Genomic DNA, 19,103 nt, shown 5'->3' on the forward strand with positions numbered 1-19,103 from the left:
CCACAAATCGCCGCATAGTCGTACAGATTTCGCCGACCAGGTTCCCAGGTGTCGGACCTCCACCAAGGATGCCCTAAGCCCGGGACGTAGGCTCGGAGGCGAGAGATGACAGCGGTCCGGCCCGCCACGGGCGGACCGGGCGCAGCGGCGCATCAGGGAGGTCGCGTGGCCGGGCAAGGCGGGGTCACCATCATGTGCAGCCGCACGCGCGGCGGGGCCGAGCGAAGCGAGGTGCAGGCGTGACCAAGCAGATCCGTCAGTTGGACCGGGTGGTGATCCGGTTTGCTGGTGACTCGGGTGACGGGATGCAGTTGACGGGGGACAGGTTCACCTCGGAGACGGCGCAGTTGGGTAATGATATTTCGACGTTGCCGAATTTCCCGGCGGAGATTCGGGCGCCTGCGGGGACGTTGCCGGGGGTGTCGAGTTTCCAGGTGCATTTCGCTGATTACGATATTTTGACGCCGGGGGACGCGCCGAACGTGTTGGTCGCGATGAACCCGGCGGCGTTGAAGGCGAATGTGGGTGATCTGCGTCGGGGTGCGGACATCATCGTGAACACCGATGAGTTCACCCGCCGGAACCTGACGAAGGTCGGGTATGCGGTGTCGCCGTTGGAGGACGACACTCTGGATGGGTTTGTGGTGCATCCGGTGGCGTTGACGTCGATGACGGTGGGTGCGTTGGCGGAGTTGTCGGTGTCGAAGAAGGACGCCGAGCGGGCGAAGAACATGTTCGCCCTGGGGTTGTTGTCGTGGATGTACTCCCGCCCGTACGAGTCGACCCTACGGTTTCTGGAGCGGAAGTTCGCCAAGCGGCCGGATCTGGTCGCGGCGAACATCGCGGCGTTCAAGGCGGGCTGGAACTACGGCGAGACGACGGATTCGTTCTCGGTGCGGTACGAGGTGAAACCCGCGAAGATGGTGCCGGGCACCTACCGCAACATCACCGGTAACGCCGCTCTGTCGTTGGGGTTGGTCGCGGCGGGGGTGCGGTCGGGTCTGCCGGTGTTCCTCGGCGCGTATCCGATCACCCCGGCGTCGGACATCCTGCACGAGTTGTCGAAACACAAGCGGCTCGGTGTGGTCACCATGCAGGCCGAAGACGAGATCGCCGCGGTCGGCGCCGCTCTGGGCGCCTCCTACGGCGGCGCCCTGGGAGTGACCACCACCAGCGGCCCCGGTGTCGCCCTGAAATCCGAGACGATCTCCCTGGCCGTCGCCCTGGAACTCCCCCTGGTCATCGTGGACGTGCAACGCGCCGGCCCCTCCACCGGCCTGCCCACGAAGACCGAGCAGGCGGACCTGAACATGGCCCTGCACGGCCGCCACGGTGAGGCCCCCGTCGCGGTGATCGCCGCGAAGTCCCCCTCGGACTGTTTCCACGCCGCCCTCGAGGCCGCCCGGATCGCCCTGACCTACCGCACCCCGGTGATCCTGCTGTCGGACAACTACGTCGCCAACGGCTCCGAACCCTGGCTGCTACCCGACGTCGACGACCTGCCCGACCTGCGCGTCGACTTCGCCACCGCCCCCAACGGCGACGACGGCGTCACGTTCCTACCCTACCTACGCGACCCGGACACCCTGGCCCGTCCCTGGGCCGTGCCCGGCACCCCCGGCCTGCAACACCGCATCGGTGGCCTGGAAAAAGCCGACAAGACCGGCGACATCTCCTACGACCCGGCCAACCACGACTACATGGTCCGCACCCGCGCCGCCCGCATCGAAGCCATCGACGTGCCCGACCTCGACGTCGACGACCCCGACGGCACCGCCCGGACCCTCGTGCTCGGCTGGGGCTCCACCTACGGCCCGATCGGCGCCGCCTGCCGCACCCTGCGCCACCACGGCCAACCCATCGCCCAAGCCCACCTACGCCACCTCAACCCCCTGCCCGCCAACCTCGGCGACGTCCTTTCCGCCTACGACCGCGTCGTCATCCCCGAGATGAACCTCGGCCAACTCGCCCAGATCATCCGCGCCCGATACCTGACCGACGCGATCACCTACAACCAGGTCCGCGGCCTACCCTTCACCGCCGCCGAACTGGAGACGATGCTGGAAGAGGTCTGCAAAAATGCCTGAACCCGTCGCCCTGAAACTCACCGGCAAAGACTTCAAATCCGACCAGGAAGTCCGCTGGTGCCCCGGCTGCGGCGACTACGCCATCCTCGCCGCCCTCCAACAATTCATGCCCGAACTCAACATCCCCCGCGAAAACACCGTCTTCATCTCCGGCATCGGCTGCTCATCCCGCTTCCCCTACTACATGAACACCTACGGGATGCACTCCATCCACGGCCGCGCCCCCGCCATCGCCACCGGCCTCGCCGTCACCCGCCCCGACCTGTCCGTCTGGGTCGTCACCGGCGACGGCGACGCCCTGTCCATCGGCGGCAACCACCTCATCCACGCCCTACGCCGCAACGTCAACCTCAAAATCCTGCTCTTCAACAACCGCATCTACGGCCTCACCAAAGGCCAATACTCCCCCACCAGCGAAACCGGCAAAATCACCAAATCCACCCCCGCCGGCTCCACCGACGCCCCCTTCAACCCCCTCTCCCTCGCCCTCGGAGCCGAAGCCACCTTCGTCGCCCGCACCATCGACTCCGACCGCAAACACCTCCAAACCATCCTCCGCGCCGCCGCCCAACACCACGGCACCGCCTTCGTCGAGATCTACCAAAACTGCAACATCTTCAACGACGGCGCCTTCGACCCACTCAAACAACCCGACACCCGCGACGACTACCTCATCCCCCTCGAACACGGCCAACCCATCACCTTCGGCCGCAACAAACAACACTGCCTCGTCCACCCACCCCACAGCTTCGGACTCGACATCCGCGACACCGCCACCACCCCACCCCAAGACATCGTCACCCACGACACCACCATCACCGACCCCGCCTACGCCTTCGCCCTCACCCGCCTCCCCCAACCCGACCACCGCAACACCCCCATCGGCATCCTCCGCCAAACCCAACGCCCCACCTACGACACCCTCGTCCAACACCAAATCACCACCGCCAAAAACACCACCACCGACACCCCCGAACAACAACTCACCACCCTCCTCCACACCGGCGACACCTGGACCATCAGCTAGTCGTCCGCCGACACGTCGAAGTGGCCGTTCCCCGCGTCGGGGGCCGGCCACTCGTCGGTGGGGAAGACCAGCGGTGTCAGGCGCACCGGCCGGCGTCAGGAGCGGCCAGCCGGAGAGCAGGGGCCGGCCGGCCGGGCTCAGGAGGCGGTGGCGGTGGCGGTGGGGCGGTCGTCGCGCACGTGCACCAGCATGTCGCCGGTCTCGATCACCGCGCCGGCCTTGTCCGCCAGGGTGACCACCTTGCCGCGGCGTACCAGGGCGATGACCAGGGACTCCAGCTCGCGGGGGGACTTACCGACCTCGTGCCGCTCGGCGGAACGCATCGCCAGCGCCATGCCCTGCCCGGGGGTGAGCAGGTCCTCCACCACGTCGATCAGGGGCGGCGCGGAGGTCGAGAGGCCGAGCAGCCGACCAGCGGTCGCCGAGGACACGATCACGTGGTGCGCGCCGCTCTGCCGCAGCAGCGGGGCGTTCTCGGCCTCCCGTACGGCGGCGATGATGCGTACCTGGCCGGCGGTGAGCTGCCTGGTGGTCAGCGCCACCAGCACCGAGGCGTCGTCGCTGTCGGTGGCGATGATGACCGCCTTGGCGTTGCGGACGTGCGCCTCCTCCAGCACTGACGAGCGGGTCGCAGAGCCCTCGATGGCGACCAGTCCGGCCGAGGTGGCCTGCCGCAGCGCCGTCCCGTTGCGCTCCACCACCACGATCCGGGACTTGTCCAACCCGTTCTCCAGCAGGGCGGAGACCGCGCTGCGGCCCTTGGTGCCGTAGCCGCAGATGATGACGTGGTCCTTCACGGTTCTCCTCCACCGCCCCAGCCGACGGCCGGTCCGGTACTGCTCGGTCAGGACTTCCAGGGTGGTGCCGACCAGGATGATCAGGAAGATCACCCGAGCCGGGGTGATGAACAGGACGTTCACCAGCCGGGCCGACTGGTCGAACGGGGTGATGTCGCCGTACCCGGTGGTGGAGAGGGTGACCACCGCGTAGTAGAAGCAGTCGAGCAGGGTCAGCCCGTTCTCGTCCACGTCGCGGTAGCCGCCACGGTCCAGATAGACCACCGCGACGGTGACCAGGACCAGCCCCAGGGCGGCAGCCAGGCGGAGACTCAACGCGCTGAGCGGACCCCGCCGCTGCGCCGGGAAATGGATCACGGTCGGTCCTGCTCCCCCTGGGTCGCCTGCACGAGCACAACATAGCGGTTGGCGGGCCGGTCGACCCGCCGGGCCGACGACCCGCACCAACGGTGAGCACCCCGTCACCTTGCACCGGCCGGGGTGAGGTGACCGGCCGGGCCACCGCCGGTGCCGGGCTCCCCGGGCCCGCCGATGCGGTCGGCCTGTCGTGACCCCGCCGGGCCGGTGCCGGGGCCACCGACGGGGCATGATGGGAGGGTCCCGGGACACCGGCCACGAGGAGGCCCGCATGTCGCTGCTGCGTCGGGTGATCGGCGGGGTGCTGCGCCGGGTACGACTGCGTCAGGGCCGCACCCTGCGCGAGGTGGCCGCCGCCGCCGGGGTGTCCCTGCCCTACCTCTCCGAGGTCGAGCGTGGGCGTAAGGAGGCCTCCTCCGAGGTGCTGGCGGCGATCTGCCGGGCGCTCGGGATCAACCTGTCCGACCTGCTCGAAGAGGCCCGCGACGAGTTGCGCCGGGTCGAGCGTCGGGTCCCCGTGCCGCCGGGCGGCAGCCTGGCCCGGCTGGACCGGGTGCCGACCGCCCGCCGCGACGGCACCACCGCCCACCTGTCGATCGGTCGGCCCACCGTCGGGTCCGGCCGTCCGGGTGGCGGGGTGCCGTCGACCGTCGGGGGCGCCGGGTTGGCGGTGACGAGGGTCGCCACGCCCGTCCGGGTGGTCGCCGTGGCGTCGACCGCCCGCCCCGCTGCGCGTACCGCCAGGGTGCCGGCGCGGCGGTGGGCCCGGACGGGCCGGCGGCGGCTGCCGGTCGGGTAGGCCGGCCGGGTTCTGCCGACGGCGGATCTGCCGGGGGCAGAAAGGCTGGGCCGGTGACCGCCCGGCGGCGCAGGCTGGACCCGCCGGTTCCCGGGGCGGAGCGAGGTCGCCCACCGGCGACGCGGAGGGTGGTCACCATGATCGGGTACGACGTGCGCATGCTGGACGGCGGGCAGCCGGCCTTCGGCGACCAGGTCTTCGAGCGGCTGCTGCGCGAACGCATCATCTTCCTGGGCACCGAGGTCACCGACGCCTCCGCCAACCAGATCTGTGCGCAGATCCTGCTGCTCGCCGCCGAGGACAGCAAGCGGGACATCTACCTCTACATCAACTCGCCGGGTGGTTCGGTCAGCGCCGGCATGGCCGTCTACGACACCATGCGGTACGTCCGCAACGACGTGGCCACCCTGGCGTTGGGGCTGGCCGGCTCGATGGGGCAGTTCCTGCTCTGCGCGGGGGCCGCCGGCAAGCGGTTCGCCCTGCCGCACGCGCGGATCATGATGCACCAGCCGTCCGGGGGGATGGGCGGCACCGCCGCCGACATCACCATCCAGGCGGAGAACATGCTGCACGTGAAGCGGACCATGCAGGAGCTGATCGCCGGGCACAGCGGGCGCACCCTCGACGAGATCCAGGCCGACTGGGACCGGGACCGCTGGTTCACCGCCGAGCAGGCCCGGGAGTACGGCCTGATCGACGAGGTGCTCACCCGGGTCGACCAGCTTCCCGGCTGACCGTGGCTGCCCCGGGACGGTGCCGGCCCGGGGGAGCACGTGCCGACGGCCGGCGGCGGGTGCCGCCGGCCGTCGCGCCTTGACCCGCCGACAACGTCGTGACAGCCTCACCCATAGATAGGTGTGCATGGCTCGGTAGGTCGACGAGGGGGTCGCCGTTGAGCGACACGGACTTCGCCCCGGTGAGCGACCGGGTCTCCATCCTCGCCCGCCGCTTCCCGCACCGGGTGGCCCTGGCCGACCGGACCGCAACGGTCACGTACGCCGAACTGGAACAGCGGGTGGACAGACTCGCCGGGACGCTGGCCGGAGCCGGAGTCGGGCCGGCGACCATGGTCGCGGTCGTCCTGGAACGCGGCCTCCCCCTCGTCACGGCGGCCCTCGCCACCTGGCGCAGCGGCGGCGTCCTGCTCCCGCTCGACCCGGCCAGCCCGCCGTCATGGAACCAGGCGGTCGCGACGGCGGCGGACGCCACGGTGGTCGTGTCGACGTCCGCGCTCCACCGGGCCCCGGGCATGCGTCAGGTGGACCCGACCCGGCCCGGTCCGACGCCACCGGGTGCCCTGCCGGCCACCGTCGACCCGACCGGGCTGGCCTACGTCATCCCCACCGCCGGCACGACCGGCACCCCGAAACTGGTCATGATCGGCCACGACGCGGTCGCCAACCTCCTGGCGGCCCAGCGTCGCTGGTTCGGTGAACTCGGCGACGACGCCCGCGTCCTGCTCCACTCCGGCCCGGCGGCGGACGGCTGGATCTTCGAACTCCTGCTCGGTCTCGGCGCCGCCTGCCCGCTGGAGGTCGCCGACCCGGAGTCGCTTGTCGGTGCGCCGCTGGTGCGGCTGCTGGCGGAGCGGGCCGTCACCCACGCCGTCCTGCCCGCCGCCGTGCTCGACACCCTGCCGGAGGACGACCTCCCCCGGCTCCGCACGGTGCTCAGCGTCGGCAGCGCGTTGTCGCCGGCCACGGCGCGTCGCTGGGTCGACCGGTGCGAGCTGGTCAACGGCTACGGGCCCACCGAGGCCACCGTGGCCAGCACCCTGCACCGGGTCACCCGCGCCGACACCACCGGCGAACACGTGCCCGTCGGCCGTCCGATCGCCGGGTACGACGTCCTCGTCGTCGACCCCGACGGGCAGGTCGTCGCCGACGGCCGGCCCGGTGAACTCGTCATCGTCGGTGCCGGCGTCGCACGCGGTTACCTCGACGCCCCCGACCTCACCGCCGAACGGTTCCGCATGCTCGACGGGCACCGCTCCTACCGCACCGGGGACCGGGCCCGCCGGGACGCCGACGGCACGGTCCACCTGCTCGGTCGGCTCGACACGCAGGTGAAGGTACGCAGCTTCCGGGTCGAACCGGCGGGCGTCGAGGCGGCGCTGCGCCGGCTGCCCGGGGTCCGGTCGGCGGCCGTCTCCCCCGTCCCGGCGGACGCCGATCCGGTGTCGCTGGTGGCGCACGTCGTGCCGGCACCAGGCTACCGACCCTCAGGCACGGCGCTACGGGCGGCCCTCGCCCGTGCCGTCCCCGCCCACCTGGTGCCGGACGTGGTCGTGGTGGTGGACGCCCTGCCGCTCACCGCCGCCGGCAAGGTGGACAGGCGGCAGCTCGCGGTGCCGGCGCGACCCCGACCGCCACACACCCCGACCGAACGCGCGATCACCGCCATCGTGGAGGAGCTGGTCGGCGTCGACGGGGTCGGCCTGGACGACGACCTGACCGACGTGGGCTGGCACTCGCTGCTGACCACCCAGGTCGCGTTCCGGATCGAACGGCGGCTGGGCATCCGGCTCACCATCGAGGAGATCGTGCGGGCCGGCACCGTGGGACGGATCGCGGCGGTGGCCGGCGGTCGGACGCCGGACGCCCGATGAACGGCAGGTCGACCGTGCCCGGCCTGTTGCGGCAGCGCGCGGCGGACACCCCGGACGCCGTCGCCCTGTGCCACCCGGACGGTTCGACCCTGACCTTCGGGCAGTGGGACCGGTCGACGGACGCGCTCGCCGCCGCGCTCGCCGCCGACGGGCTACGGGTCGGCCAGCGGGTCGCGCTGCTCTTCGACGAACGGGAGTGGTTCGGGTTCGCCACCGCGTTCTGCGGCGTGCTCCGGGCCGGTGGGGTGGCGGTGCCGCTGTCGGCCCGGCTGCCGCCGGGGCAGCTCGTCGACCGGGTCACCGTCGCCGGGGCGGTCGGGACCATCCGGGAGGGCTGCGCCGTGCCCCCGGAGCTGGGCGGTTGGCAGCGCGGGCCGGCCGACGCCGATGCCAACGCCGACGCCGTCCCCGACCGGGCCACCCCGGCCGGCCCGGCCCAGATCATCTTCACCTCGGGAACCGAAGGGTCGGCCCGGCCGGTCGTCGCCACCCACGGCAACCTCACCCACGGGCACGACGCCACACCCGGCCGGCGGCAGCTCGCCCACTCCCGTCACTTCCTGCACGCGTTCCCGCTCGGCACGAACGCCGCCCAGACCATGCTCCTCACCGGCCTGACCGCCGAACCCGCCGCGCTCGTCATGCCCCGGTTCGACGCCGCCGAAGTCGGTGCCGCCGTCGAGGAGTTCCAGGTCGGCACCCTGTTCCTCGTCCCGGCGATGGCCCGGGAACTGCTGGACTCCGGCGAACTCCACAGTCGGGACCTGTCGTCGGTGGTGCTCGTGGGGACCACCGGCGACGTGCTGCCCGGGTCCGTCGCCCGGGCCCTCGCCGAGGCGCTGCCGTACGCCACCATCGTCAACACCTACAGCTCGACCGAGGCCGCACCGGCCCGGACGACGATGGTGTTCGACAGCCGACGCCCGGACGCCGTCGGCCGGGGCCCGGTACGGATCACCGACGACGCCGGTCGGGAGGTCCCCACGGGCGAGGTGGGTCACGTCTGGATCGGGTCCGCCGCGCCGCCGCGCCGCTACCTCGACGGCGGTGACACCGGGACGTTCCGCGACGGCTGGACCCGTACCGGCGACCGGGGCCGGCTCGACGACGAGGGCTACCTGCACCTCGCCGGCCGCGACTCGTCGACCATCCACACCGGCGGGACGACGGTCTCCCCGTTCACCGTCGAACAGGCGCTGCGCGAGCACCCCGACGTCCGGGACTGCGCGGTGACCGCCCTCGCCGACCCGGTGCTGGGCGAACGGCCCGCCGCCGTACTGGTGACCCGTACCGGTGCCGTACCTGCCGACCTGCGGACCTTTCTCGCCGGCCGGCTGTCCGGTGCGGAGATCCCGCAGCGGGTCGTCTGCGTGGCCGCGTTGCCGCGCAACGACGGCGGCAAGGTGGTGGTACGGGCGCTGCGCGACCTCTTCCCGCCGGTCGGGTCGACGGCCACCGCCGCCCCGGAGACCGTGGTCGAACGGCACCTGGCCGACATCTGGGCCACCGTGCTCGGCGTGGCCGCCGTGGGCCGTGACGACGACTTCCTCGCCCTGGGCGGGAACTCGATGTCGGCGTTGCGGCTGGCCCGCCTCGTCGCCGACCAGTTCGCGGTCCCCACCCCGGTGTCGGCCCTGTACGCCCGGCCCGGCCTGGCCGAGCAGGCCGCCTGGATCGCCGACCGGATCGCCGACTCACCGTGACGCACCTCGTGCCGACCTCACCGCTGCAACGGGGCGTCTGGTTCAACGAGCAGGTGGCCGCCCTCGGGCCGGCGTACACGGTCGCGGTCACCGCCGACCTGCGCGGCCCGCTCGACGTGGGCCGGCTGGCGCGGGCCTGCACGGCGCTGGCCACGCGACATCCGCTGCTGACCGCCGGCTGCCACAACCTCGACGGCCTGCCCTGGCTGGCGGTCGACGAGCACCCGCTGATTCTCACCGTCGAACCGGTCACCGACGGGACCCTCCGGGGGCGGGTCGAGCGGGCCACCCGAACCCGGTTCGACCTGTCGGCCGGGCCGCTGGCCCGGGTCTGGTGGTTCGCCCCCGCCCACGACCGGGGGGTGCTCGTCCTGGCCGCCCACCACCTGATCGTCGACGGCCGGTCCAAGGACGTGCTGCTGCGGGACCTGGCCGACTGTTACGGCCACGACGCCCCGGCGACGGCGGCGCACCCCGCCGGGCCGGGTGGGCCCACCGACCCCGGGGAGCCCACCGACCCCGGTGACCACGGGGAGCCCGCCGGCCCCGGGGCGCACCGGCCGTCGGAGGACCTGGTCGTCGCGGCCGCCGAATACTGGTGGCGGAACCCTCCGCGACCTGTCGAGCTGCCCCGCGACGGCGGTGCGCGGCCCGGCGACCGGGTCGTCCGGACCCTCACCCCCCGGACCCGTACGCTGCTGGCCACGGCGGCCGTCGCCCTGGCCGCGACCCGGTTCGAGCTGCTGCTCACCGTGCTCGCCTGCTGTCTCGCCCCCGCCGACGGGCCCACCTCGATCGCGCTCGAACTGTCGACGCGTACGCCGGCCGAGGCGGGCCGGATCGGCATGTACGTCAACGAGCTTCCGTTCACCCTCCCCACCCCACCGGCCGGCCCGTACGCGGCGGCGCTGGCGACCGTCCGCGCCGGCCTGCGCCAGCTCTACGCCCACCGTACGGTCCCGTTGGCGATGTGCCGGCCCGGGACGCGGCCGTTCCTGGCCACCGCCGCCGTCTCGGTCAGCTACCGGCGGATCGCCCCCGGCCCGGTCTTCCCCGGCCTCACCACCACCGTGGACTGGTCACCGTTCAACGGGGTCGCCCGCAACGCCCTGCACGTCATGATCGCCGACGGTGAGCAGACCCGGGTCACGTTCCAGTTCCCGGCGTCGACCGGGGCACGCCGCCGGGCCGGCACCCTGATCGACCACGTCCTGGCCAGGCTCGACCGCAGCCTCGCCGCGCCGGAGTCATCCGTCGTCCGGCCGCCGCAGGAGCCGCCCCCGTGGACCTGAGCCTGTTCTTCTTCTCCGCCAGCGACGGCGACGCCCACGACCTGCTGCTCGACAGTGCACGGTTCGCCGACCGGCACGGCTTCACCGCGGTCTGGACGCCGGAGCGGCATTTCCACGAGTTCGGCGGCCCCTACCCGAACCCGGCGGTGACCGGTGCCGCCGTCGCGGCGGTCACCAGGCGGGTCGGGGTACGCGCCGGCAGTGTCGTGCTCCCGCTGCACGACCCGTTGCGGGTGGCCGAGGAGTGGGCGGTGGTGGACCGGATCTCGCACGGCCGGGCCGGGGTCGCGTTCGCCTCCGGTTGGCACGCCGTCGACTTCGTCCTCGCCCCCGACCGGTACCCGCACCGCAGGGCGGCGCTGCCGGAGCTGATCGACCAGGTGCGCGCCCTGTGGCGGGGTGGCACGACGTCCCGGCCCGACGGGGCCGGCGGTCTCGTCGACGTCGAGGCGTTCCCCAAGCCGGTGCAGACCGACCTGCCGGTCTGGCTCACCAGCGCCGGTGACCTGGCCACCTTCGAACTCGCCGGGCGGCTCGGCGTCGGCGTCCTGACCCACCTGCTCACCCAGAGCCTCGACGAGCTACGTCCCAAGATCGCGCGGTACCGGCGGCTGCACCCCGGGCGGGGCCAGGTCACCCTCATGCTGCACACCCTCGTCGGACCTGACGACCCGGGCGTGGCCGCGCTGGCCCGGGAGCCGATGACCAGGTATCTGCGGTCCTCGCTCGACCTCGTGGCGGGGATGCTGCCGGGTTCCCCGTTTCACGACAGCACCGTCACCGACGACGAGGCGGACTTCCTCATCGGCCGGGTGCTCGACCGGTTCCTCATCGAACGCGGGCTCTTCGGCTCGGTGCCGACCTGCGCCCGTACCCTGCGCCGGCTCGCCGACGCAGGCGTCGACGAGGTCGCCTGCCTGGTCGACTTCGGCGTGCCGGCCGAGGCCACCCGGTCCGGCCTCACCCACCTGGCCCGGCTGGTCGGGCGGTGACCCCGACGCCGGCCCCGGCCCGCGCGCACCGGCAGCGCCTGCGCCACCGCCCGCCCGGTGGTGCCGCCTCCGCGCCGGCCGGTGCCCACACCCGCCGTCCGCCGATCGAAGGAGCGCTGATGGACGACCTCCCCGGTTTCCCGCTGCCGCCCGCAGCGGGGCTCGCCCCCGCCGCCGACTACGCCCGGCGACGCGACCAGTGCCCGTTCGGCCGCGTCCGCCTGCCCAGCGGCGACAGCGCGATCCTGCTCGTCCGGCACGCGGACGTCGCCGCCGCCGTCACCAGCCCGGCGCTGTCCCGCAACCACCTGCTCACCGACGCGCCCAGGCGCAGCGGCGAACCCAACTTCCTGTACGACCCGGATCTGCTGATCAACCAGTCCGAGCGGTCCCACACGGCGGTGCACCGGGTCGCGACCCGGGCGATGAACCACGAGCGGGTCGCCACCCACCTGCCGGTGGTCAGGCAGGTCGCCGACGACCTCGTGGACGCGATGACCGCCGACGGACGGCGCGGGGGCGACCTCGTCACCGGGTACACCGACCGGCTCCCGCTGCTGTCGATCACCCGGCTGCTCGGCATCCCGGACGACGACTGCGACCGGATCCGCCGCTGGTCGGGGGCGTACACCCACTCGCATCCCGGCACCCCGCAGGAACGGGCCCGGCTCGTCGACGAGTTCGGCGGGTACGTGCGTGGGGTCGTCACCGGCGGGTCCGACACCGCGCTGCTGGCCGACCTGGTCGACCCACCGGACCCCGGCACCCGGCTGTCGACCGACGAACTGGTCAGCCTGACCCGGCTGATGTTGTCGGCGGGGGTGGAGGCCCCGGCGACCGTGCTCGGCCGGGCGATGCTGCGGCTACTGGGGGACGACGCCACCGACTGGCGGGCGTTCGTCAGGCGGCGGACCGACCCCGTGGCCATGGCCGACGAACTGCTCCGTCTGGTGTACGCCGGCAACGTGGCCGCCCTGCGGACCGCGACCACCGACCTGGCGCTGCCCTCCGGCACGGTGCCCCGGGGCACGGCGGTGCTCCTCGCCTGGATCTCCGCGCTGCACGACCCGCAGGTCTACCGCCAGCCGGAGGCGCTCCTGCCGCACCGCCGCGGGCCGAAGTTCGTCGGGTTCGGCGGGGGCCGCCACTACTGCCCGGGTCGGCGGCTCGGCCGGGCAATCCTGGCCGTGGGGCTGGCACGGCTGCGGGCCCGGTTGCCCGGTCTGCGGCTGGCCGCCGACGGGCCGTTCCCCATCGTGGAGCGGGAGGTGGGTGGGATGGTCACCACGCTGCCGGTGCGCTGGTAGCGGGCGCCCAGGCCAGCGTGGGTCACCCGCCCCCGTCGGCCCGTCCGTCCGCCACGTCCCGCCCTCCCGAGCGTCAGATCAGCCCCTCCCGGACCGCGTACGCCACCGCGTGGGTGCGGTTACGCAGCTGGAACCGGCTGGTGATGTCGTGCAGCACGTTCTTGACGGTCCGCTCCGAGTAGCTCAGCCGGGTCGCCACCTCCCGGGTGTCCATCCCGTCCGCCACCAGCCGCAGGATCTCGCTCTCCCGTACCGAGAGCCCGTTGACGTCGATGCCGCGCGGGGCGAGCACCGTCTGCTGGAGCCGGGTCACCTGCTTGACCAGCAGCCCGAGCACCTCCGGGGGCATCGCCGCGCCACCGGAGGCGGTGCTGACCACGAGCTGGGCCAGCCGGTGGCCGGTCGCCTCGGTGCGCGAGGCGAGGGCGCGTACCCCCAGCTCCACCGCGGGGATCAGCGCCGAGTCCGACTCGACGGCGGCGACCAGCACGAACCGCCGGCAGCCCAGCCGGCGTACGGCCCGCAGCACGTCGAGCGTGCCGTGGTCGAGGGTGTCGGCGGCGACCACGCCGACGGTCTCGGCGGTGATCATCTGCGCGGGCACGACCTCGATCTCGGCCCGGCCCCGCAGCGCTGCGGTGATGCCGGCCGTGGAGATCGGGTCGGGGGTACGGATGTAGGTCTGGGCACGTCCGTTCATGGCGGTTCCTTAGCTTCCGGGCTGAGTCGAGCGTCAGCTGCCAGGCTGCCGTTCAGCAGGGGGACAGATCGGTGGTCCGGAGGCCGGTGCCGTGCGGTTCCGTGACCGGTGCAAGTCGCTTCGCCGAGGTGGACACCGGCCGACGGGTGGTGGCCGTGTCCGTCGTCCACGGTAGAGACGGCGGTCGGCCGGGCACTGGAGGCCGACTGGACGCCATCGAATCGACATCCTTGCCAGGCGACAACGTTTTGAGCTGCCCAAATGCCCGACCGTCCAGAAGTGAGCCGCCGGAGCACCGGCAGAACCGGCAGAACCGTTGCCCCGACGGGCGACCACTGGTGCCCGATCGGCAGGTTTCGCCGGTGTGTCACCCGGTGAATGAGTGTCGAAGATCATGGTCATCCGACCGGCCAACCGGCAGAATCATGTGCTGGCCGCGCTGGTGGGAAGGACGCGCAGCCATGACAGGGAGGCCGGTTGATGGCCGACGGCGGTGGTGAGATCCGACGACGACGACTGGGTGCCGGGTTGACCCAGGAGCAGTTGGCCGAACGGGCAGGAATCAGTGTCCGGGCGGTGCGCGACATCGAACAGGGCCGGGTACGCAACCCGCGCGCCGAATCCCTCCGACGCATCGCCGACGCCGTCGGGCTGCCCCACCTCGATCCGCCCGGCCCCGCGCCACCCGCCGCGTCGGCACCCACCCTCCGCATCGACGTGCTCGGCCCGCTGCGCATCCAGATCGGGGCCGAACCGGTCGCGCTCGGCGCCAACCGGCAACGGATGCTGCTCGGCCTGCTCGCCCTGCACCCGGACACGATCGTGTCCCGCCACGAGATCGTCGATGTGCTGTGGGGTCACGACCCGCCGGACAGCTGCCTGAACCTCGTCCACACCTATGTCGCCCGGCTGCGCCGGGTGCTGGACCGGCCCGGCAACGCCGGCACCACCATCACCCACGTCGGTGGCGGCTACCGGCTCCGGGTCGACCCCACCCAGCTCGACCTGAGCGAGTTCGCCACCGTGATCGAACGCGCCGAGGGCAGTGTCGCGGGCGACCTGGCCAGCCTGGACCGGCTGGCCGGCGCGCTCGCGCTGTGGCGCGGGCCGGTCCTGGCCGACGCGGCACCGAGCCTGGCCCAGCACCCGACCGCCGTCGCCCTGAACCGACGCCGCATCGCCACCGCCGTCACCTACGCGACGCTCGCCGTCGACCTGGGACTGCCCGACCGGGCGGTCCGGGAGCTGCACGCCGTGGCCCGCCACGAACCCCTGCACGAACAGGTGCACGCCCGGCTCATGCTCGCCCTGGCCGCCTGCGGCCAGCAGGCCCGTGCGCTGACCCTGCACCGTAAGCTGCGGGACCGCCTCGCCGAGCAGCTCGGCGTGGAACCCGGCCCGGAACTACGCGAGGCGCAACTGCGCATCCTGCGTCAGGACCTGCCCCGGGTGGTCGCCCGCCCGGCCGCCGGTGACGCCCCGGCCGTACGCCCCGGCGTCGCGCCGCACCGGCCCGAGGCGTCACCGCCGGCCCGCCCGCCCAGCCACCGCCCACCGGCACAGCTGCCCCCCGACGTCGCCTTCTTCACCGGGCGCGACACCGAGATGGCCGCGCTCGACGCGCTGCTGACCGGGGAGACGGCGACCCGGGGCCCGGTGGTCATCTCCGCCATCACCGGGATGGCCGGGGTCGGCAAGACCGCCCTGGCGGTGCACTGGGCCCACCGGGTGCGCCGGCACTTCCCGGACGGGCAGCTCTACGTCAACCTGCGCGGCTACTCGACGGCCAGCCCGGTACGCGGGGAGGAGGCCCTGGCCGGGTTCCTGCACGCGCTGGGGGTGCCGGCCGAGCAGGTGCCCGTCGACGTCGGGCAGGCCGCCGCGCTGCTGCGTACCATGCTGGACGGTCGCCGGATGCTCGTGGTGCTGGACAACGCCGCCGGCGCCGACCAGGTACGCCCGCTGCTGCCGGGCAGCGCCGGCTGTCTGGCGTTGATCACCAGCCGGGACCGGCTCAGCGGGCTCGTCGCGGTCGACGGCGCACGCCGCATCGACCTCGACGTGCTCACCGCCGACGAGGCCGGCACCCTGCTCACCCGGATCATCCCGACCGGACGGGTCGCCCACGCCACCGAGATCGCCGAGCTGGCGACCGCCTGCGCCCGGTTGCCGCTGGCCCTGCGGATCGCCGCCGCCAACCTGATCGACCAGCCCGACCAGTCGATCAGCGCGCACACCGGCCGGCTCACCGCCGGTAACCAGCTCGCCGACCTGCGCATCGAGGGCGACGACCAGGCGGCCGTCCGGGCCGCGTTCGACCTGTCGTACGCCGCCCTGCCCGCCCCGGCGCGGCGGCTGTTCCGGCTGCTGGGCACCGCCCCGGGGACGGACGTCACGGTGGCCGCCGCCGCCGCGCTGGCCGGGATGGACGAGCCGACGGCCGCCCGCGAGCTGGACCGGCTCGCCGCCGCGCACCTCGTCGGGCAGGTGGCTCCCGGCCGGTACGCCTTCCACGACCTGCTGCGGCTCTACGCCCGGGAACGGGCCACCGCCGAGGACCCCGGGCCGGAGCTGCGGGCCGCCACCCGCCGCCTCTACGACTGGTACCGGCAGCGCACCGAGGCCGCCGCCGTCGCCGTCTACCCGCACCTGGTGCGGTTGCCGCCCGACGGGACCGTACCGGTCGCCGGGTCCCCGCCGTTCCCCACCCCCGCCGGGGCGATGGCCTGGCTGGAGGAGGAGCACACCAACCTGATGCGGGTGATCGCGCAGGCCGCCGAGGACGACGCCGGCCCGGCCGCCTGGCGGATCCCGGACGCGCTGCGCGGCTACTTCCAGTTCCGCCCGCACAGCGACGGCCTGGTCGCCGCGACCAGTGCGCTGCGCGCCGCGCAGCAGTCCGGCGACCACGCCGGCGAGGCCGCGAGCCGGCTCGGGCTGGCAAGCCTGCACCTGCGTCGCGGCGAGTACGCGGTGGGCCTGTCGCACGCCACCGCGATGATCGACGCGGCACACCGGGCGGCCTGGCCGGAGGGCCTGGCGGCGGCGTACGGCACCTGCGGGCTGGTGCACCTGCGGGCCGGGCGGCTGGCCGAGGGGGCCGAACTGACCCGGCTCGCGGTGAGCATCCACGAACGCCTCGGCGGTCCGGAGCGGCTCAGCACCAGCCTCGGCAACCTCGGGGTGATCTACCGGGACATGGGACGGCTCCGCGAGGCCGCCGAGGTCTTCCGGCAGGCGTTGGCGTTGACCCGCAGCACCGGGATGCGGATGAGCATCGGGATCAGCCTGAGCAACCTGGGTGAGGTGCAGCATGCCCTGGGCCAGCACGACGAGGCCCTCGACCACCTGCGGGAGGCGCTGGAGCTGAGCCGGCGCACCGGCTACCGGCCGACCGAGACGGAGAGCCTGCGCCGGCTGGCGGCGCTGCGTGCGCAGACCGGTGACCTGGGCCCGGCGACCGAACTGGCCAACGCCGCGCTGGCCCTCGCCGACCTGATCGGCGACACCGCCCAGCAGGCCGCCGCCCGTAACGTGCTGGGCGCGATCCACCTGCGCAACGGTGATCCGGCCGCGACCACCGAACACCGGCGGGCGCTCGAACTCGCCCGCGCCGGTGGGGCCCGGGGTGAGGAGGTCGAGGCGCTCATCGGGCTGGCCGAGGTGCACCGGGACACCGATCCGACGGAGGCGCTCGCGCTGGCCCGGCAGGCCCGCGCGGTGGCCCGCGCCGCCGGTTACCGGGTCTGGGAGGGGCACGCGCTGATGGTGGCGGCCGAGGCGTTGCGGGCCACCGGCCCGATGACCGCCGCCCGGACCGCCGAGGAGGCGTTGGCGACCCACCGGGAGACCGGGCACCTGCTCGGCCAGGTCCGCGCGTTGCGGTTGCTGGTCGCGCTCGGCGCGGACGGCGGTGTCGACGCGGCCCAGCAGGCGACGTACCGGCGGGAGATCGCCGAGTTGTCCCGGCGGCTGCGGCCCGCCCGGGACGAGGACGTGCCGGTCAGCCCGTGACGGTGAACCGGCGACGGCTCTCGTCGTCCAGCGGGGTCAGGGTCGGTCGGCCGGTGGGGTCCACGTCGAACGCCAGCCGGCCCTCGACCGGGGCCGTCTCGTCCTGCTGCGAGACGTGCCAGCCGATCCGGAGTCGCGGCGCGCGGTCGTCGCCGCCCGGCTCCCAGTCGGGAGTGAGCACCAGCCGCGTCCACGCTCCGGTGCTGTTGCGGACGGCCTGCGGACCGGGCCCGCCGTCGACGCCGGACACCGACAGCGCCACCTGCCGCAGGCCGGTGTGCCGCCGCCCCCGGTGCCACAACACCGGCCACGCCTCCCGGTTGGCCGTCGGGTCGTCGCCGTAGTAGGCGTCGACGTCCGCGCCGTCCTCGGGGGGCTGGTGGGCGGTGCCACGATCGACCCCGGCCGGGGCGACCAGGTAGCGGTGCATGGTGAACCGGAACCCCAGCAGCAGCCGGACGCCACCGGCCCGCCCCGGTCCCCGGTCGGCCCGGTAGGCCAGCAGCAACGCGCCGGGTTCCGGGGCCGCCTGGTCCAGCATCGCCGTCCGCTGTTCCCCGGCCGCGTCGCGGACCGTCAGCGTCTGCGGCCCGTCCAGCCCGTCGAAGCCGGTCACCACGACCGTGTCGTCGGCGTACGGGGTCAGCCGGGGCCCGGCCAGCTCTTCCGGGGCGGCGGTGAGCCCGGTCGCGTGCCACACCGGGCGGGCCGCGTCGGATCGCCGGGCAGCGGCCGGGGCCACCGGCGGCCGGTCGTGCACCCCGGCGGCGACCGGCGTGACGAGGAAGTGGGTCCGGGTCGCCAGGGACCGGTCGGCCACCTCGAACAGCCCGTCGCTGTGCACCAGGAACGACCCCACCTCGTCGTGTTCCGGGGTCAGCAGCACCCCGTCGACAGTGGTCCGCTCGTGGTGCACCCGGTAGCCGACCCGGACCGCCGGCATCGTCCCGTGGCCGGCCTCCAGCCGGGCGGTGAACACCAGCGAGCCCACCTCGTTGAACTTGTTGAACGGGTTGCGCCCGGCCGTGACCGCGTGCGGCGTCACGCTCAGGTCGGCGACGCCCCAGCAGGGGAAGGACGCCAGCGCGGCCTGCCGGGACGACGCCGGGCCGGCCCCGACGTCGGCGGCCACGTAGTCGAAGGTGGTGAACCGGACCAGCAGGTCCACGCAGACCCGCTTCGGGCCGGTCGGGCCGCCGCGCCGACGCAGGTAGCGCAGCCAGTACGAGTGCCGCCGCTGCTGGTCGCCCCGGACCATCCCGGTGCCGGCGAGGTAGGGCTGCGCCGGGGTGACCAGGTCCCGCAGCGTCGCCTGCTCGGGAAAGCCGGCGTCACCGAACCCGGTCACGGTGAAGGCGTCACCCACCGGCGGGTCGGTCCGGTAGCCGACCAGCCGCATCCGACTCGGCACGGTGTCCTC

The 19,103-nt window shown here is 73.5% G+C and carries 13 protein-coding genes; 10 read left to right on the plus strand and 3 right to left on the minus strand.

Going from position 1 to position 19,103, the window contains the following annotated elements:
- Positions 1-239: 239 nt before the first annotated feature.
- Positions 240-2,087 carry a 2-oxoacid:acceptor oxidoreductase subunit alpha gene (locus ACWCHM_RS24245; protein ID WP_454219943.1) on the plus strand — a complete coding sequence of 616 codons (1,848 nt, stop codon included), beginning with the start codon at positions 240-242 and terminating at the stop codon, positions 2,085-2,087.
- Entirely contained in the window at positions 2,080-3,114 is a 1,035-nt protein-coding gene (locus ACWCHM_RS24250) for a 2-oxoacid:ferredoxin oxidoreductase subunit beta (protein WP_454219945.1), read from the plus strand. Before ACWCHM_RS24245 ends, ACWCHM_RS24250 begins: the two co-directional genes overlap by 8 nt.
- 137 nt (positions 3,115-3,251) lie before the next feature.
- On the opposite strand, the gene ACWCHM_RS24255 is transcribed toward ACWCHM_RS24250, so the two are convergent.
- Complete coding sequence (locus ACWCHM_RS24255; RefSeq protein WP_204962050.1) at positions 3,252-4,268, minus strand: potassium channel family protein; 1,017 nt, start codon at positions 4,266-4,268, stop codon at positions 3,252-3,254.
- 271 nt (positions 4,269-4,539) lie between these two features.
- Between ACWCHM_RS24255 and ACWCHM_RS24260 the strand changes: the two genes are divergently transcribed.
- From ACWCHM_RS24260 to ACWCHM_RS24290, 7 genes are all read left to right on the plus strand, one after another.
- Positions 4,540-5,067 carry a helix-turn-helix domain-containing protein gene (locus ACWCHM_RS24260; RefSeq protein ID WP_454219946.1) on the plus strand — a complete coding sequence of 176 codons (528 nt, stop codon included), beginning with the start codon at positions 4,540-4,542 and terminating at the stop codon, positions 5,065-5,067.
- A 137-nt stretch (positions 5,068-5,204) separates the two neighbouring features.
- On the plus strand, positions 5,205-5,801 hold the full coding sequence (locus ACWCHM_RS24265) for an ATP-dependent Clp protease proteolytic subunit (protein ID WP_204962052.1): 597 nt from the start codon (positions 5,205-5,207) through the stop codon (positions 5,799-5,801).
- Between the two features lie 158 nt (positions 5,802-5,959).
- Positions 5,960-7,675, plus strand: coding sequence for a non-ribosomal peptide synthetase (locus tag ACWCHM_RS24270; RefSeq protein ID WP_454219947.1), 1,716 nt, complete (start codon positions 5,960-5,962; stop codon positions 7,673-7,675).
- Positions 7,672-9,378 carry an AMP-binding protein gene (locus ACWCHM_RS24275; RefSeq protein WP_454219948.1) on the plus strand — a complete coding sequence of 569 codons (1,707 nt, stop codon included), beginning with the start codon at positions 7,672-7,674 and terminating at the stop codon, positions 9,376-9,378. Before ACWCHM_RS24270 ends, ACWCHM_RS24275 begins: the two co-directional genes overlap by 4 nt.
- The gene (locus ACWCHM_RS24280; protein ID WP_454219950.1) at positions 9,375-10,670 is read left to right on the plus strand and encodes a condensation domain-containing protein; all 1,296 of its coding nucleotides are present in this window, start codon (positions 9,375-9,377) and stop codon (positions 10,668-10,670) included. Before ACWCHM_RS24275 ends, ACWCHM_RS24280 begins: the two co-directional genes overlap by 4 nt.
- Positions 10,661-11,662: a MupA/Atu3671 family FMN-dependent luciferase-like monooxygenase gene (locus ACWCHM_RS24285; RefSeq protein WP_204962056.1), complete on the plus strand. Its 1,002-nt coding sequence runs from the start codon at positions 10,661-10,663 to the stop codon at positions 11,660-11,662. The genes ACWCHM_RS24280 and ACWCHM_RS24285 overlap by 10 nt, the downstream gene beginning before the upstream one ends.
- A 119-nt stretch (positions 11,663-11,781) precedes the next feature.
- Positions 11,782-12,969, plus strand: coding sequence for a cytochrome P450 (locus ACWCHM_RS24290; protein ID WP_454219951.1), 1,188 nt, complete (start codon positions 11,782-11,784; stop codon positions 12,967-12,969).
- A 73-nt stretch (positions 12,970-13,042) separates the two neighbouring features.
- Here ACWCHM_RS24290 and ACWCHM_RS24295 read toward each other — a convergent pair whose 3' ends face one another.
- Complete coding sequence (locus ACWCHM_RS24295) at positions 13,043-13,669, minus strand: helix-turn-helix transcriptional regulator (RefSeq protein WP_088647552.1); 627 nt, start codon at positions 13,667-13,669, stop codon at positions 13,043-13,045.
- 480 nt (positions 13,670-14,149) lie between these two features.
- On the opposite strand from ACWCHM_RS24295, the gene ACWCHM_RS24300 reads away from it, so the two are divergent.
- Positions 14,150-17,683 (plus strand): BTAD domain-containing putative transcriptional regulator, encoded by a 3,534-nt coding sequence (locus ACWCHM_RS24300; protein WP_454219952.1) that lies wholly within the window; start codon positions 14,150-14,152, stop codon positions 17,681-17,683.
- Here ACWCHM_RS24300 and ACWCHM_RS24305 read toward each other — a convergent pair.
- The gene (locus ACWCHM_RS24305) at positions 17,673-19,094 is read right to left on the minus strand and encodes a hypothetical protein (protein WP_454219953.1); all 1,422 of its coding nucleotides are present in this window, start codon (positions 19,092-19,094) and stop codon (positions 17,673-17,675) included. The genes ACWCHM_RS24300 and ACWCHM_RS24305 overlap by 11 nt on opposite strands.
- Positions 19,095-19,103: the final 9 nt, after the last annotated feature.

Source organism: Micromonospora sp. SCSIO 07396, assembly GCF_053667945.1.